We start from the raw sequence: 14,679 nt of genomic DNA, 5'->3' as shown, positions 1-14,679 counted from the left end.
ACTTTGAAGGGCAGGTGCGTATTTTAATGTGGCTGGCGCGGGAAATGCAAGGATAATCCATTTATAGGAAACAGATCTTTCGTTGTTAGCCAAAAAAATAGAGCGGCAAACAATGATCTGGAAAGATCCCGTAGCCACTCTAAGCCCTCTAAACCGCCGTAAAAGTAGAAGAAAATGTGTAGGTAATCTTTTGGAATTCGACGAGTTAGCCATTTTTTTCGACGAACGGCTCGAAACGGGAGTTATAAGACTTTAACCCCCTTCTCATCAAACCGTAGCGCGTTTAATGAAATGCTGGCTACGGTTTTTTTGGCGCTACAACCTGCTGATCAAAAAGGTAATAAAAAAATACTAACATATTGTTAGATTAATCTAACTTTGAAATGTAATTTTTTATTTAAAATTTATAGATTAATCTAATTATGAATCGGAGTAGCTGGCGCGGGATGCTGCTATGGATGTTGTTATATGGCGGCATTGCCGAAGCGCAAACAGGCGATGTCAAAGGCAGGATCACGGATAAATGGGACCAACCCCTGGTTTTTGCGTCAGTGCGCATTCTGAATTCAGATAAAGCAGCCGTTTCGGACTCGCTCGGTAATTATGTGATCAGCGATCTCGAGTATGGAAGCTGGATTATGGAAGCTACCGCCACAGGTTTTAAAACTGCCCGATCAAAATTTAATCTGCAAAAAGAGGAAAGCCGACTGGACATTTTGTTGGGAGAAGTTGATCAGGAATTGGAGGAAGTGGTGATCTCCGGCACAATGAAAGAAGTGTCTCGAAACGATAGTCCTGTTCCGATTGAAGTGTATACGTCCAAATTTTTTAAGGCCAATCCCACCGCCACTATTTTTGATGCGCTGCAAAACATCAACGGCGTGCGGCCGCAACTCAACTGTAATATTTGTAACACGGGAGATATTCATATCAATGGGCTCGAAGGGCCCTATACGATGATTTTGATCGATGGCATGCCTATCGTTAGCGGGCTGTCCACCGTTTACGGACTGAGCGGTATTCCGCAATCGCTGGTAGATCGGATCGAAGTAGTCAAAGGTCCGGCATCGACGCTTTATGGCAGCGAAGCGGTCGGCGGGCTCATCAACGTCATCACGAAGCGGCCGGGAAATGTGCCGCTGCTCGCTGCAGATGTTTTTGCTACCAGTTGGAAAGAGTTGAACGTTGACCTCTCTGCCAAATTGCGCGCCGGCAAAAAAGCAACATCACTTTTAGGAGTGAATTATTTTAATTATCAGCATCCAATCGACAATAACCAAGATCATTTTACTGATGTGACGTTACAGCATCGCGTTTCTGTGTTTAACAAATGGGATGTCGAGCGTCCTGAGAATCGTATTTTTTCATTAGCGGGCCGTTACGTTTATGAAGACAGATGGGGCGGTGAAATGAATTGGTCGGCCCGCTACCGCGGAGGAGATGAAGTATATGGTGAAAGTATTTACACCAGCCGCTGGGAACTGTTTGGCACCTATCAGTTGCCGTTAAAAGAAACTCTTCTTTTGCAGTTTAGCGCCAACGGGCATGATCAAAATTCCGTGTATGGAAATATCCCATATCAGGCTAATCAAAAAATAAGTTTTGCTCAACTCACCTGGTTTAAAACAATTCAAAAGCACGAGCTGCTGACGGGTTTGGCTTATCGTTATACCTATTACGATGATAATACGCCGGCCACGGCCGATTTGAATAATGTGGGTTGGAACAAGCCGGCAAGAACCCATCTGCCGGGGCTTTTTATGCAGGATGAAATTGCGCTCCACGCCAATCACAAATTATTGCTCGGCCTGCGTTACGATTATAATTCCCTCCACGGAAATATTGTTACGCCACGCATTAATTATAAATGGAGCTCTTTTGATAGAAAGCATACGCTGCGCCTCAGTTTAGGAAACGGATATCGCGTTGCGAATGTATTTACGGAAGATCATGCCGCTTTGACTGGTGCAAGAGAAGTGGTATTTACTGAAGATTTGAAACCCGAAACCTCGTGGAATGCGAACCTCAATTTTGTAAAAAAGATAAATGTTGGCGCTGCCTTTTTGGGTTTGGATGCCACGCTGTTCTACACCTATTTTACCAATAAAGTCATTCCGGATTATGATTCGGATCCTAATAAGATTATTTATGACAACCTGAAAGGTTACGGGGTTTCAAGAGGGGTTTCTTTAAATGCGGACCTGGTGTTGCCCAATGGGTTTAAGGCGCTGATCGGTGCGACCGCAATGGATGTATTCAACAAAGAAAACGGCATGCGGCAAAGGCAATTGTTTGCCGAGCGCCTCACAGGCGTGTGGACCCTGGGTTACACGATCCCGGGTGTCGGCGTCAAAATCGATTACACCGGAAATTTATACGGGCCGATGCGGCTGCCGCTGTTGAGCGATCTTGACCCGCGAAGCGCCTACGCTCCCTGGTGGAGTATTCAAAATATTCAGCTTAGCCGCAACATCGGCGAAAAAATTGAAATTTACGGAGGCGTTAAAAACCTGCTGAACTGGACCCCCGCCAAGGGTAGCCCATTCCTGATCGCGCGCGCAAACGACCCTTTTGATAAAGAAGTGCAGTTTGATGCGGAGGGGCGCGCCATCGCTACGCCCGATAATCCGTATGGCTTAACCTTCGATCCTTCTTATGTGTACGCGCCAAACCAGGGCATCCGCGGTTTCCTTGGTTTTCGGTACCAGTTGTTTTAAAAATGATATGAAAGCGTCCGCGCTTAAATATAAATTAATTTTTGCCCTGCTCCTCTGCGCGGTGACCGGCATGGCCCAGTTCAAGCCGCTGCCGGTGGCCCGGGCCGACAGTCTTATGAAGCGGGAGGAAAGGCCCATGCTGGTATTGATCACCGCCGATTGGTGTACCTACTGTTTTCTGCAAAAGCAGCAAATTTCGAAAAGTAAAAACCTGCAAAAGCGCGCTGAAGATTTTTATTTGCTGGAGCTCAATGCGGATGAAAAAGAAGCGCTACGTTTTCGATCCGGCTTGTATCGGTATACAAAATCGGGGTGGCATGGCGTTCACGAACTTGCGGTGGCGCTCAACGGATCGGAGCGGTTGACCTTTCCGACCTGGGTAGCGCTTGATAAAAATTACCGGGTTATATTCCGCTATGCCGGCGTTTTAAAACAGGACAAGTTGCTGGAAGTTGTTGACGCGATAGCCACAAGAAAATAGAGGAGGCATCAGGCCTCCCCGCTTTTTCTTATTGAATTTTGGTAGTAAAATTTACCTCAACGTCAGTGCCTGATTTCGGGCTGTTAACCGGATCAGCAGCGGCTTTGCCGGGGGGATTGCCGGGGTAATGCCTCAAGGTGATCCTGATGGAGCCGTTGGCCGCTGCGCCTGTAACCCAGCTGCTCGTAGTGCCTAATGCGACCCCGTTTTCATCATTGTTTAGTCCCGAAACAGTGATATTGCTGCCGGCATCAGGCTCATAATAAAAGCGGTGGGCGATCGCTTCTTCAACTACTTCGAGCGTCACATCTTCGGCGGGGTTTTGTGTTTCGTTCAACAATTGCAGCGACACGTTGTAAGTAGTTGACGGAGCGAGCAAAATTTCGTCTTGTGTGGGAGGGGTGCCGCCTGGGCCGTCCGGGTCTTTAAACTGTGCGGTCACTGCTGTGCCGCCGCCAACCGGTGTAAAAGTCAGCTTCATCGTGGTGATCACTTCTTCTTCGTTATCTTCTACATCGACATCATCTTTTTTGCAGGCTGCCAGCAACACAGTCACCAGCGTCATACTCAATGCGATTTTAAATAAGTTTTTTTTCATCTTTTTTGTTTTCTGTATTAAAAAAATAGTTTAGGGATTAAAAGGAACTTTGATTCTGAATTGTATATTTCTGCCCATCTCATCTGTGAAATAGCGCATACTGTTCAGGTAATTTCTATACACGGTGTTTAAAAGGTTGCGCGCGCCAATGCCGAAAGTGACAGGCGTTTTGCCGATTGCAACCGTTGTGGCTGCGTTAAAATGGACCAGGCTGTAGGCGGGCGGCGGCGCTTTATAATCCTGGCGGCCATTTGCTTCGTCGGGGACGCGTGATTGGCGGGCGACATGCTGAAACTCGAGCGACACATAACTGTTCGACAGGCGTTTCCCATTTTTAAATTGATAAGCCAGGTCGCTGCTCATGCTATTTGCAGGCATAAGAATCAGCCAGTCTTTGGCTGAAACATTGCGGGCATACAACACGGAAAGTTTAGAAGTCCATTTGAGTGGGGCTGTTACATTCCAGGAAACACCGAGGTCTAAGCCATATAGCAACGCATTGGTTTGTGTGTATTCGATAAGCGGAAAGGCGCCGGCAATGGTCAACACGGCGCTATCAGGCCTGGGTTGCTGGTAAATAAAATTGTGGATCGAATTGGCATACAATAAAATATCTGCATCAAGGTTTTTGGCATTGTTTTGAAAATGAACGCCTGAAGTGATATGAAGCGATTGTTCGGGCTTCAGGGCAATATTGCCTTTTTCATAAGTGGCGGTTCCGTGATGGATACCATCGCTGAGTAATTCATTTACATAGGGCGCGCGGCTTGCCAGTCCTACACTGATGTTGGAACGCCAGTTATCCGAAATTTTATACACTGCGTTGAATGAAGCTGCAAAAGTGGAAAACTTAAAATCGTTATTGATGGAGTCGCCATTAAATTTCAGCCGGTTGGTATTAATCGTTTTATGGTCATAGCGCAAACCAGCATGCAGCTCCCATCGGTGCCGGCTCCATTTCTCAATAAAAAAGCCGCCAAAGGAATACGAAAAATAATTAGGAATAAAATAACGGCCGCTGTAACTATTATCCTGCTGCATCATCGAAATGCCTGCGGTGCCGTTGAAGCCATTTCTTTTGGGATGCTCCCAGTTGATATCTTCAGAAAAAGTGGCGATGGAGAGATCGAGCTGCGGGCGCGTGTTGGCGGCGCTTCTTACGATATCGTATTCCTGGCGATGGTTCAGCTGGCCGGCCAGCAAAATATTAAATTTGTTTTCGCCGCGTCGAAATGTGGTCTTCGATTTTAGCAGGTGATGAGCAACATCCTGATACGGCCGCTGAATGTCGTAGGTGCGCTGCCCCAGAAAGATTGCATCAGGTTTTGCGGCTTCGATGGCGCGCTCCAGGTCGGTAAGGTTGCCGATATGTGACCCGGTAAAAATGCCCACTTTGGTCGCGAAATGGCTGTAGAATAATTCGGTATTAAAACGCGCTTGTCGCCAGGCAGCCGTCACAGAAAAGTTTTTTTCCTCGCTTCCGGTATTGTTAAGGCGATAATCGGGTGTCGACACGTTGCCGCCTTTTTTAAACGTTCCCTGCAACCGGTAGCTGAAAGCAGGCCATTTTTTCAACTGCTGTTCCCACACGCCCGATACATAGTATTGTCCGTTGTTTGTAAAATACCCGGAATTAAATTCTCCGGAATAACCCGGTTGATTTCGCAGCGCTTTCGGTTCCACCAGGATCACGCCGGCAATTGCATCGGATCCGTATTTCAATTCATCCACACCTTTTATCACCACCAATTGATCCGCGATAAAAGGATCGATTTCGGGCGCATGCTCGTTGCCCCATTGCTGCCCTTCCTGGCGAACGCCATTATTAATGGTAAGAATACGGCTGCTGTGCAAGCCATGAATGACAGGTTTTGAAATGGAGGATCCGGTTTGCAACATTGTTACGCCGTTGATCTGGCTCAACGCTTCGGCGAGGGAGAAGCCCTTCGTTGTTTCGAGTGCGGCAGCGTTGAGCTCTTTCTTAAAGCCTGTATTAGCAGCGCCTTTTTGAGCTTCCACCAGTACTTCTCCAAGCGTTCGCCGCGCATGAGGCAGGTAAAGTTCTACATGCAGGTCTTTGTCGAGCTGGATATTTTTTCTAAGCGTATCGCAACTGACATGGCTGATGGTAAGGGAGTATTTACCGGTGCAAAGGGCGCTAAATGTAAAGTCGCCTTTTTCATCGGTGGTTTGACGCGCACCTGTTTCGTTAATCGTTACCGTGGCGCCGGGCAGCAGCTGCCGCGTATCAGCGTCTTCTACGTGGCCCGACAAACTGATGGAACAGTTTTGCGCCGTGGCATAAAAAGAAAAAGAACATACCAGGAGGATGGTGAAAATATACTTCAACGGGAAATCAATTCATAAAATGAGAAAAATACAGGAACGTGACGGTTCCTGAAACACAGATCATGTTATCCCATTGAAGGCGGCCCTCTTAAATCGATAAAGGCAGGAGGGGCTGCACTTGGCGCGGTGATAAAAGCCACAGCATGCAAACAGAACAGAGGCTTGCCATGTAAAACTACATCGTTGGCCTGCGCTGTAAAAGGAGAAGTGGCTACGAGCGAATTGCAATCGCATTGAAAGCCGCTTTGGCTGACGTGCGCTTTGCCGTCGGGCATTGTATGTGCGACAAAATCGATATGGTTGGCAAAAATATCATGCAGATAGCGTTTGGGACAACTGCTGATTGCGAAAATCAGAAGCATTCCTAAAGCCAGGGCCTTTAGTCTGTTTGGATATTTCAATGCAAAATTTGCCACCCAGTTGCAAATTTAATAAGTTTTGACAAAAGATCACCGGATCGCGGAAAATATTTGTGAAGGGTGGATGCTGAGTTACCTTTCCAAAGTTCAACCTGCAATAGAATTTTTCAATCCAAATTTTTTTGATAGCAACATGTTTCCAAATAAAAAGTTTTGTCATTTTTTCTCGGCCGAGTCTCCTGTAAGGGACTCGGCGTATGGTAAGTCTCTTCTAAATGCTGAGTCCACGGGCAGCTCACAAGACCATCGGTGAGATTTGACTAAGAAGGAAGAAGCTGGAAATTCGACACTTAAAAAATTGTTGAACTTGATGTCGGAGGACATTTAACGCAAAAATGAGTCAGCCATAAAGCCGTTAAACGTTGCCAACCCCTATTTTTAGAAAAGAAGCATTACAAAAGCCTATCGGCATCACTGCATTTACGCCGCATTTCGAAATCGTAACACTAATCACTAAGCGTGACCTTATTTCGTAGCTCGAAAATTTTTTCCAGCGTTAGAATTTCGTAGGTTATACCCAGGTGCTCTGCGCTTTTTTCGACCGTGCTGTTGAAGCCGGCTCGTTTTCTTCTTTCGTTGACCGTTAAGGGGTCTTTGATTGGCCAAATGAACATGAAATTTTCCCACTTGCCGCTTGCAGCATTTTTAACGCTCAACCCCGAAGCTTGTGTGCCGTAGATTTGCTCTTTATCTTTAAACATCAACGACCGATCGAGCATCATAGCATAAAGCCGAAAGCTTATCTCGTTTTTCTCCGCGGCCGTTTTTATAACGGGCAAATATTTATCAATGACTTTGGAATGTTGGATAATGTAAAACGCTACTTCGTTGCTCGGGTTGCCCACCAGCGAAGTGCCGGGATAGCCATGTTTGCTTATAATTTCCTCAATTTTCAAAAGATTCAAAGAGTCGATATTGTTTTGCAATTTCCATAAGTGGGCGGTTATATGCTCCTTTGCAACACCATAGGCTAATGCAAGTGAATCGCCCTTTCCTCTCATGTCAGCACTCAGCGCTCCTCGATATTTTTGATCCAGAAATTGTAAACTATCCAGTTCTCTTTTTAAGGAAGGATTGCTGATGGCTTGCCCCATGGCAGGCGTCAGGAGAAACGGAAGGATGAGTGTTAGTATAAATGTTTTCATAGTGTGATGGTTAATGTAGATGGGCGGTTTGTCTACCACAAGCCCCGCGCCCCTGTGATCCCGTTTCTGCACAGGTCAAAAAAAAGCAGCTACTTGATTGTAACTGCTTTTTTGTGGGAGTTGACGGGCTCGAACCGCCGACCCTCTGCTTGTAAGGCGGGTAAGCAGGTAGTCAACCTCCTGAAACCCGCGCCAATTGCAGCTCCAATTTTAAAAAAGTGCTATTTTAAAGAACTGTTTTGTTAACTGTTAACGGGTTTTGTTAGCGGATATCAGTTTGTATAGCTTTTACGTTTTTTTTGATATTATCCATCATTTTCTTTTGTTCCGCTTCAGGTACAATGGCGCCAAATTGTTGATATAATTGCCTGCAAAAATTGTCGTAGTTGTCCACGTTTGCTAATGCAATGTCTTCTCCGGCCTGCCCCTTTATATAAGCAAAAACGAATGTTTCTAGCGCTCTAATTTTGGCGATTGTAATTTTTTCTTCATTTGGTGTCATTTGTTTGAATTTTAAGATTAAAAAATTATTTACTAGCCTTCAGTAGTTCATTGAGGGCTTTCTCTATTCTGATAAATCGATCTTCGTTTTCGCTAGATTTCTGACCATTCAACTGCAATTGCCCTTTGCCCAACATGATCCATTCAGTGGAAAATTCGAAAGTTTCGCAAAGCTTGGCCACCTGTTCCAACGTGGGATAACGGTCGCCTTTTTCCATGAGCGAAATGTTTTGCTGGAAGGCACCGATTTTAGGAGCTAGCTCAGCAACTGTTTTAATCCCATGTGCCCGGTCCTTAATTATTGTCCTAATGGCCTCCAGGAAGCGAGATCTTATTTCCTGCCGGTAATCAATTTCTTTTTTTTTCGATTTGGACATTTAACTATTTTTGATAAAAAATAAATCGATATGAACACTCTTACAACAGATCAAAAAATCGAATTAATGAAACTGGCCGCTCAACTCGAAGCCAGAAATGGATGTTTATATATGGATGCTAGCTTAACTGTTGAAAACTATGAGAAGCTTGTAGCTGCTATTGAGAAAGAGCCGACTCCCACATCTTAACAAATTCGTTATATCCAAGGTCGGTTTCAAAAAACGCTCCTTCGTAAACGATTTGTGCCCTGTCATAATGTGAAATGACATAAAGAACTTTATCTGCATTCAATGAAAGCGTCTGCTTCGTTTTTGTGTCAAATATTTGAATTACCTTTTTACCCATACTGTGGTGATTTATTAAATTATCAGATTTTGGATCTTAGAGTTTAGAAATCGTCATCTGCCGTTACTGTCATATTATTTTTAATACTGTTTATTAACGCCTGCACCTCGTTGTGAAAGTTATTTAAAGCTTCTGAGGCATATTTTTTACCAGAGTCAGCCAAGACTATCATTTGGGTAAAAGACGCGTGTTTGTTATTTAAACCATTTCCGACATATCCGAAACGCTCAGATATTGGGATGTAGTTATTGCTTGGAGTTCTATTTGCAAAGTCAAAAACTCTGATTCTAAACCTGCCGTTATCTTTCATTGTAATGTCAATGGTAAACTGTATAACTTCAGTATGATTGCCGACGTTCATGTAACTTCCATAATTGAAGGTTAACACCCCCTTTGCAGCAAGTTTCCCTAACTCTTTATCATCAACTTGAGTTACATATTTCGCGTTCTTAAAAACTTTAACAAAGGACATTTTAGCACTTTTATAAAGGCTTTCTTTGGTGATAGAGGAATCAAGCTGAACTACTTCTTCATAAAATGGACTTCCGCTTTTGATCTCGACTTTAGTTTGACTACGTCCATAAAAAGATACTGCGATTAAAAAAATCGTAACTATAATTTCCTTCATTATTCTTTTTTTTAGGTTCGTTTAAGCATCCAGCCTTCTATAAGCCAGATATTGTGAATGTCTTGTTTAGGAATCTCAAAATCATCAAAATCAGGGTTGGCACTTTTTAGTAAAAATTTCGTTTGATCTTCTGATTTTCGAATATATTTCAAATAGCGATCTTCCCCGTTTTTCATTATTATGCCGTAGATCTGACCATATTCGAGATAGTCAAACCAGCGCTCTTTCTTTCGGCCAAAGCAGACACTTCCATTTTTAATCAACGGCTCCATGCTATCGCCGAAAACATTGAAGGCCACGCAACCGCTGAAGGCGGGTATATTCATCTCGTAGGCCGGAAACTCCACATTATCTTCATAAAAGACAACATTTCCGGCCGCAAAATCCACATCATAATACTTTACGGGCACTTTACCCTGATTTTCGCGACTAGTGAGAAATGGGTTTAGTTGAACTATTTTGGAATTTTCATTAACATTTTCAATGTCTTCATCTTGCGGTAACTCTAAGCTCAATTTATAGCCATGTTTGCGTAAAATTTGGGTAATAATTGCGGTATCTTCACGCTTAGGATTGCCCTTTCCGCGCTTCCACTGTCTAATTCTACTCTCAGGTATTCCGCTAGTCTGTGAAAATTTATAAACAGATATATCATTCTTTTTAAGAAAATCAAATAAATTATCAGAAATCTTTGACAAAATCGAAATATTAATTATACATTAATTAAATACGGTAATTTATTTGGATTACCGTAACAAGTTACCGTATATTTGCTCTACAAACGCAAAACGCCACAAAGTTGGCGAATTACAAAAAACGAAACAATAGCAAATATATGTCAAATCAAAGTGCAATAGAAGTTTCCCCTTACTCCTTCGAAAAAGGGTACCGACATATTCCTCAGATACATCAAGCCGATGCAATACAAGATTTGATGGTGTTTTTAAAGATCACTTCGGTTTCGAATCTGTACCGACGCATGAGAGGTGAAGTTGAACCGAAGGTATCCGAGAAGGAGGGCATTGAGCGCATCATCAATGGTAAATATAAAGTCGCTAAGAAAAACATTTGGGGGGCTTGATCATGAACCTAAAAGCTGAATTGACAAAAAGAGAAACTGAGGTTGCTGAGCTGTTAGCGTTTGGCGCTGCAAAAAAGCAAGTAGCTGGAAAGTTGGGTATTTCGGTCCATACTGTAGGCCAAACCGCCAGAAATATTTACGACAAAATTGAAGTTCAAAGCATCGGCGCTCTTTCTTCCTGGTGGCATATAGTAAAAGGCCGGTCCATCGCAGCGCAACCATTTCTCTCTGCATTATTACTGTTAGTTCTGATTTGTGTGAATGAATATAGCGACGATGAAAGTAAAATGATCCGGACCTCCCGAGCTAAAAGCACAAGAGTTTCAAAAACAAGAAAGCGTCATGAATATGACGATGATACAATCGATTTTATATGACCAAGTCGCAAGTAATAAAAGAAATTAATTCGATGGAGGCATTTGCCTACGCGATGATTGAAAAAGCCGAGAGGCTAAGGTTGGCCCTGGGGGTTTCTACCCCCGGTGGTTTTAAAAAAGTGAAAAAGGAGGGTGAGTTGAGCGACGAACAAGCTGCCAAAATAATCGGCAGAAGAAAAAAGTATTTGCAAAAAAAAGCGGCAGGATCACAACTCCATACCGCTAATTCTTAAATAAAATAAAACACAAACTTATGACACAGGAATTAAAAAACAAAATGCAGCAGGCGTATGACACGCTAATCAAGTATTCAAACAATGCTTTTGCGAACTCAAAAGAAGATTTGCCGCCTTCAATTCAGCAAAACTTTTATGGCAAAAGTGAAGCGTATGAGGCCGCGGCCAGGGTTTTAGATGCTACGCTTGCTGTAGCTGGAATTTACATCGAAACAGAAGATACTGATCGGGAAATTCAATCAAACCTTGATCGTAGGGAAGCCTGTGAGGCAGACGCAGAATTCGAAACTGCCGAAATCGAGTATCATGAAGCATAGGCCGGCAGATCGATGGAGTCGGTACGAATTAATTGCTGCCATCATTTTAATCACAGCAATAATATTTCTCTTTTACAATGCTCAATAAAATTCTATGGATAATAATTTTTGCCTATATGCTCGGCGCCTTCGCGTCGATGCTAGTCCTTCTTATAAAATGCTGCGTGCAGTTATTAAAATAAGAAACAGTATAGCTAAGAGCACGTCATTTTATCAGCTGTATAGCATCAGCTGCATGATCTCACTATTTAACCGGCTGCACGGTCACAATATTTATTCTGGGGGTTTGCTGGATTCATTATCCAAGCGCCGGGAAGAATTAAACTCTGTCATAAGCAGTTAGTTGTTACGGTCCTGCTATTCTTGGCCGGGACCCTTTTTAAAAACAATCTTTTTTCGAATCCTTAAATAAAATAAAAATGGAAAATCAATCACTTGAATTAAAAAGAGGCGAAAGCCTAAATGTAGAAACTGTTTCAGTAGATCAAATTGATCTTTTGGAAAAAGGCGAGGCGGCTCCGATCGATTTAATGTCGGATTACTGGACACCCGTGGATGCCGGCGATAAAAAGCGGGTTTTATTTGACCGCATAGATATTCGCCCGGTGCTCGACGAAAAGTCGGGAGAGATTATCGACCTGGAATGCGCGTTCTTTTTCGCTAAAGAAAACGGAGCAATCAAAAATATTAGCAACGGATCTAAAAGGCTGGTTGGCGCTATAACCGCATATAACATTCAGAAGGGCACGCCACTGGAGATCACCTATCTCGGCAAAAAGAAGAATAAAACAAATTCTCTTCTTTCAGATAACTGGTCAATCAAACCTCTAGTTATCAACATCGCTGCAAAATAATATTCAACCGGGGTTGCCCACAAAAAATAGTTTTATGAACGAACAATTATTAGATGCTTTGGACACTGCCGAAACCATGGAGGAAGTTGCGGAAAACGCTGTTCACAATGCACTTTCTACCATGGAGGAAAGTTTTGGCCTTGTAAAAAATAACCTCCTTTTGAAAAAGGGTGAACTGGATAAAAAGGCAGTTGAAGAGCTCGCGCCAATCGTAAACATTGAATCGGACGAGCAATTAAAAACGGTTCGCCGGGTATTAACTGACGCAGGAAAATCTATTAAAGAGGTTTCTGAAATGCGTCTCAACACTACGCGGCCAATCGACGCCTTCAAAAAGGAAATTATTTCAGTTGAGAAAGAAATATGCGCAAACCTTCAAACAGAGTCGGATCGGGTTAAAGGCCTTGCAGATTCTTATGAGGTAACTGAGGCCAAACGGCGCAAGGAAGAGCAGGAGAAGCTCCAGCGTGAAATCGACAAAAACAATGAGGTCGAACGGGTTCGGATCGCATTGAAATCTGAAGCTTCGATAAAATTTGATCGCTTTGTAGCAAATGTGGTTGAAGAGCTAAAAACGAGATTCTCGAAACTTACCCTTGCAGATTTTGATTCTAATATTTCACTGCTCAACAATTACAAGCCGATCTTAAAAGAGGATGCTTACGATTCATTCTTTGTTGCTTATTATAACAACGCGCTCATTCAGGGCGACGAATATCTCAAACTTCAACGCCACGCTAAAGTGGACATCCCTCTGCAAGTTTTCCAGGAACGATACGCAGCTAGTGTAAATGCTGTTGTTAGTGAAATAAAGGCCATGGTACCGGCGCGGAAAAAAGAATTGCAGGATCTGGCGGATTTAGAAGAGAAAAATGCAGAAGAAGCACGCAGGATCCGAGAAGAAAATGAGCGAAAAGCAAATGACGAGCGTGAAAAACGTGCCCAGGCAGCTAAGGAAGAAGAAGATCGCAAAAGAAAAGAGGCTGAGCAACAAACAAGCCAGCAGCAGTTGCAATCGCAACTATCTACGCAAAGCAAAATGCAGGCAGTTGGTCCGGTATCCGTAAAAAAATCTCTAATGAAAGCATCTGTCACTATTTATGATGCTTATAAAGAGCTTGTTTCATTCTATATAAAAAGTGGTGGCGATATTTCGAAGCTTGAATTTCTCGCAGATTTTGCGGCAAAAAATGGACAACCTAAAATTACAGGAGTAACCTACAACGTATAATGGATTACTACAGCAGATATGATTGGGTTTCAAACTCGTTTCTCAAAACAATAATGGGAAGCGAGTTTCCTCCAAACATCGACAGAATATTTGAGTTTGGGCGACTTGTCCATGAGACGATTTTGGAGCCGGAAAAGGCAAATAAAAGCGACAAAGATTACCAACTGGCTTTGAAAATGAGGGACACATTCTACGCTGACAGACTCTGTAATTCAATCATGTCCTATAGTAATATAAAGGTTGAGCACGAATTCTACCGTAAGGTTTCAGGACTGAAAAGACGATGCAAAGCAGATGGAGTAATTAAAGATTGCTCACTTATTCTGGAGTTTAAAGGCCTTTCCAGCACCAACGAAAAGGCATTTCGAGAAAGCATCACTCATTTTGATTATGACATGGGCGCAGCCTTTTACATTGATACAACCGGTATTGACCGAGAGCTGATCGTTGGAGTAAGTAAAAAGAATCCAGAAAAGCTTTTCCGATTCATGATCGAAAGGGGAGATACATTTTACATATCAGGTCGGAAAAAGTATATCAAAGCAATTTGCGACGGCCTTTTAAAAAGTTCAATTACCGATCAGATATCAGATCCTGAACAACTTCAAGAATTAATAAACGAAATATGATACAGCCAGATCAATTAAAAGCAATCCTGAACACAATTGAAGGGACTGATTATGCCGGCAAAAGCAGCATTGACCTTCTTATGGAATATGGGTTTCAGTTAAAGCAGTGGATGGCATTTTCCGGTGAGCAAATGTCGCTAGCAAAGGAGGCGCTGCATCGGAAAAAGAAGCAAGCAATGATTAACCTCGTTGCGAGCCTCGGCGCGCAGAAAATTCACTTGTCCCCGCTTCTGCAAAAAGAGTATGTGAATGACTGTTGTCACATGGAGCATGGAATTTATGAGTTAGCTGACAGGTGTAACAAAGCGTGCTCTCACTCAATTAATCTGGTTATAACCTGTATCAGTGCCCTGAAAGAAGAAATGAAATTATCTCAAGTTTTAAGTTAGAAAG

19 protein-coding genes are annotated in these 14,679 nt (G+C 43.1%); 11 read left to right on the top strand and 8 right to left on the bottom strand.

Features of this window, described 5'->3' with window-relative positions; translation table 11 throughout:
• The first annotated feature begins 422 nt into the window (after positions 1–422).
• Complete coding sequence (locus ABDK00_RS14305) at positions 423–2,717, top strand: TonB-dependent receptor (RefSeq protein WP_346236696.1); 2,295 nt, start codon at positions 423–425, stop codon at positions 2,715–2,717.
• Positions 2,718–2,724: 7 nt separating this feature from the next.
• Positions 2,725–3,198 carry a thioredoxin fold domain-containing protein gene (locus tag ABDK00_RS14300; RefSeq protein WP_346236697.1) on the top strand — a complete coding sequence of 158 codons (474 nt, stop codon included), beginning with the start codon at positions 2,725–2,727 and terminating at the stop codon, positions 3,196–3,198.
• A 28-nt stretch (positions 3,199–3,226) separates the two neighbouring features.
• Here the strand turns inward: ABDK00_RS14300 and ABDK00_RS14295 are convergent, their stop codons facing one another.
• The 6 genes from ABDK00_RS14295 to ABDK00_RS14270 form a co-directional block, all read right to left on the bottom strand.
• Positions 3,227–3,796: a hypothetical protein gene (locus ABDK00_RS14295; protein WP_346236698.1), complete on the bottom strand. Its 570-nt coding sequence runs from the start codon at positions 3,794–3,796 to the stop codon at positions 3,227–3,229.
• A gap of 30 nt (positions 3,797–3,826) precedes the next feature.
• A complete protein-coding gene (locus ABDK00_RS14290; RefSeq protein WP_346236699.1) occupies positions 3,827–6,145 on the bottom strand; it encodes a TonB-dependent receptor in 2,319 nt (772 codons plus the stop codon).
• Between the two features lie 65 nt (positions 6,146–6,210).
• Complete coding sequence (locus ABDK00_RS14285; RefSeq protein ID WP_428400338.1) at positions 6,211–6,507, bottom strand: hypothetical protein; 297 nt, start codon at positions 6,505–6,507, stop codon at positions 6,211–6,213.
• 503 nt (positions 6,508–7,010) lie between these two features.
• Positions 7,011–7,709, bottom strand: coding sequence for a DUF6624 domain-containing protein (locus ABDK00_RS14280; protein WP_346236701.1), 699 nt, complete (start codon positions 7,707–7,709; stop codon positions 7,011–7,013).
• A gap of 262 nt (positions 7,710–7,971) precedes the next feature.
• Positions 7,972–8,211: a hypothetical protein gene (locus tag ABDK00_RS14275; RefSeq protein WP_346236702.1), complete on the bottom strand. Its 240-nt coding sequence runs from the start codon at positions 8,209–8,211 to the stop codon at positions 7,972–7,974.
• Between the two features lie 25 nt (positions 8,212–8,236).
• Positions 8,237–8,587, bottom strand: coding sequence for a hypothetical protein (locus ABDK00_RS14270; RefSeq protein ID WP_346236703.1), 351 nt, complete (start codon positions 8,585–8,587; stop codon positions 8,237–8,239).
• A 30-nt stretch (positions 8,588–8,617) separates the two neighbouring features.
• On the opposite strand from ABDK00_RS14270, the gene ABDK00_RS14265 reads away from it, so the two are divergent.
• Complete coding sequence (locus ABDK00_RS14265; protein ID WP_346236704.1) at positions 8,618–8,776, top strand: hypothetical protein; 159 nt, start codon at positions 8,618–8,620, stop codon at positions 8,774–8,776.
• A 200-nt stretch (positions 8,777–8,976) separates the two neighbouring features.
• Here ABDK00_RS14265 and ABDK00_RS14260 read toward each other — a convergent pair whose 3' ends face one another.
• Together ABDK00_RS14260 and ABDK00_RS14255 are read right to left on the bottom strand one after the other, a co-directional pair.
• Positions 8,977–9,561 carry a DUF4468 domain-containing protein gene (locus ABDK00_RS14260; RefSeq protein ID WP_346236705.1) on the bottom strand — a complete coding sequence of 195 codons (585 nt, stop codon included), beginning with the start codon at positions 9,559–9,561 and terminating at the stop codon, positions 8,977–8,979.
• 11 nt (positions 9,562–9,572) lie between these two features.
• Complete coding sequence (locus tag ABDK00_RS14255) at positions 9,573–10,259, bottom strand: S24 family peptidase (protein WP_346236706.1); 687 nt, start codon at positions 10,257–10,259, stop codon at positions 9,573–9,575.
• Positions 10,260–10,396: 137 nt separating this feature from the next.
• Between ABDK00_RS14255 and ABDK00_RS14250 the strand changes: the two genes are divergently transcribed.
• The 8 genes from ABDK00_RS14250 (at position 10,397) to ABDK00_RS14215 (ending at position 14,675) form a co-directional block, all read left to right on the top strand.
• A complete protein-coding gene (locus ABDK00_RS14250) occupies positions 10,397–10,642 on the top strand; it encodes a hypothetical protein (RefSeq protein ID WP_346236707.1) in 246 nt (81 codons plus the stop codon).
• A gap of 2 nt (positions 10,643–10,644) precedes the next feature.
• The gene (locus ABDK00_RS14245; RefSeq protein ID WP_346236708.1) at positions 10,645–11,019 is read left to right on the top strand and encodes a helix-turn-helix transcriptional regulator; all 375 of its coding nucleotides are present in this window, start codon (positions 10,645–10,647) and stop codon (positions 11,017–11,019) included.
• Positions 11,016–11,252, top strand: coding sequence for a hypothetical protein (locus ABDK00_RS14240; RefSeq protein ID WP_346236709.1), 237 nt, complete (start codon positions 11,016–11,018; stop codon positions 11,250–11,252). Before ABDK00_RS14245 ends, ABDK00_RS14240 begins: the two co-directional genes overlap by 4 nt.
• Positions 11,253–11,272: 20 nt before the next feature.
• Positions 11,273–11,572 (top strand): hypothetical protein, encoded by a 300-nt coding sequence (locus ABDK00_RS14235; RefSeq protein ID WP_346236710.1) that lies wholly within the window; start codon positions 11,273–11,275, stop codon positions 11,570–11,572.
• A gap of 419 nt (positions 11,573–11,991) precedes the next feature.
• A complete protein-coding gene (locus tag ABDK00_RS14230; RefSeq protein WP_346236711.1) occupies positions 11,992–12,426 on the top strand; it encodes a hypothetical protein in 435 nt (144 codons plus the stop codon).
• A 34-nt stretch (positions 12,427–12,460) separates the two neighbouring features.
• On the top strand, positions 12,461–13,657 hold the full coding sequence (locus ABDK00_RS14225) for a hypothetical protein (protein WP_346236712.1): 1,197 nt from the start codon (positions 12,461–12,463) through the stop codon (positions 13,655–13,657).
• Complete coding sequence (locus ABDK00_RS14220) at positions 13,657–14,286, top strand: PD-(D/E)XK nuclease-like domain-containing protein (RefSeq protein ID WP_346236713.1); 630 nt, start codon at positions 13,657–13,659, stop codon at positions 14,284–14,286. The genes ABDK00_RS14225 and ABDK00_RS14220 overlap by 1 nt, the downstream gene beginning before the upstream one ends.
• A complete protein-coding gene (locus ABDK00_RS14215) occupies positions 14,283–14,675 on the top strand; it encodes a hypothetical protein (RefSeq protein WP_346236714.1) in 393 nt (130 codons plus the stop codon). Before ABDK00_RS14220 ends, ABDK00_RS14215 begins: the two co-directional genes overlap by 4 nt.
• The last annotated feature ends 4 nt before the right edge of the window (positions 14,676–14,679 follow it).

This window comes from Niabella insulisoli, from assembly GCF_039652435.2.
GTDB classification, from domain to species: Bacteria; Bacteroidota; Bacteroidia; order Chitinophagales; family Chitinophagaceae; genus Niabella; species Niabella insulamsoli.
Note: the sequence above shows the minus strand (reverse complement) of the source record. Positions and strands in the feature narration are given on the sequence as shown.

What these genes read in the sequence shown, in the direction of transcription:
- ABDK00_RS14305 (WP_346236696.1), top strand. Translation starts at nt 423, where the DNA reads ATGAATCGGAGTAGCTGGCGCGGGATGCTGCTATGGATGTTGTTATAT.
- ABDK00_RS14295 (WP_346236698.1), bottom strand. Translation starts at nt 3,796, where the DNA reads ATGAAAAAAAACTTATTTAAAATCGCATTGAGTATGACGCTGGTGACT.
- ABDK00_RS14220 (WP_346236713.1), top strand. Translation starts at nt 13,657, where the DNA reads ATGGATTACTACAGCAGATATGATTGGGTTTCAAACTCGTTTCTCAAA.
- ABDK00_RS14280 (WP_346236701.1), bottom strand. Translation starts at nt 7,709, where the DNA reads ATGAAAACATTTATACTAACACTCATCCTTCCGTTTCTCCTGACGCCT.
- ABDK00_RS14265 (WP_346236704.1), top strand. Translation starts at nt 8,618, where the DNA reads ATGAACACTCTTACAACAGATCAAAAAATCGAATTAATGAAACTGGCC.
- ABDK00_RS14215 (WP_346236714.1), top strand. Translation starts at nt 14,283, where the DNA reads ATGATACAGCCAGATCAATTAAAAGCAATCCTGAACACAATTGAAGGG.
- ABDK00_RS14245 (WP_346236708.1), top strand. Translation starts at nt 10,645, where the DNA reads ATGAACCTAAAAGCTGAATTGACAAAAAGAGAAACTGAGGTTGCTGAG.
- ABDK00_RS14285 (WP_428400338.1), bottom strand. Translation starts at nt 6,507, where the DNA reads ATGCTTCTGATTTTCGCAATCAGCAGTTGTCCCAAACGCTATCTGCAT.
- ABDK00_RS14225 (WP_346236712.1), top strand. Translation starts at nt 12,461, where the DNA reads ATGAACGAACAATTATTAGATGCTTTGGACACTGCCGAAACCATGGAG.
- ABDK00_RS14235 (WP_346236710.1), top strand. Translation starts at nt 11,273, where the DNA reads ATGACACAGGAATTAAAAAACAAAATGCAGCAGGCGTATGACACGCTA.
- ABDK00_RS14270 (WP_346236703.1), bottom strand. Translation starts at nt 8,587, where the DNA reads ATGTCCAAATCGAAAAAAAAAGAAATTGATTACCGGCAGGAAATAAGA.
- ABDK00_RS14300 (WP_346236697.1), top strand. Translation starts at nt 2,725, where the DNA reads ATGAAAGCGTCCGCGCTTAAATATAAATTAATTTTTGCCCTGCTCCTC.
- ABDK00_RS14260 (WP_346236705.1), bottom strand. Translation starts at nt 9,561, where the DNA reads ATGAAGGAAATTATAGTTACGATTTTTTTAATCGCAGTATCTTTTTAT.
- ABDK00_RS14275 (WP_346236702.1), bottom strand. Translation starts at nt 8,211, where the DNA reads ATGACACCAAATGAAGAAAAAATTACAATCGCCAAAATTAGAGCGCTA.
- ABDK00_RS14250 (WP_346236707.1), top strand. Translation starts at nt 10,397, where the DNA reads ATGTCAAATCAAAGTGCAATAGAAGTTTCCCCTTACTCCTTCGAAAAA.
- ABDK00_RS14230 (WP_346236711.1), top strand. Translation starts at nt 11,992, where the DNA reads ATGGAAAATCAATCACTTGAATTAAAAAGAGGCGAAAGCCTAAATGTA.
- ABDK00_RS14240 (WP_346236709.1), top strand. Translation starts at nt 11,016, where the DNA reads ATGACCAAGTCGCAAGTAATAAAAGAAATTAATTCGATGGAGGCATTT.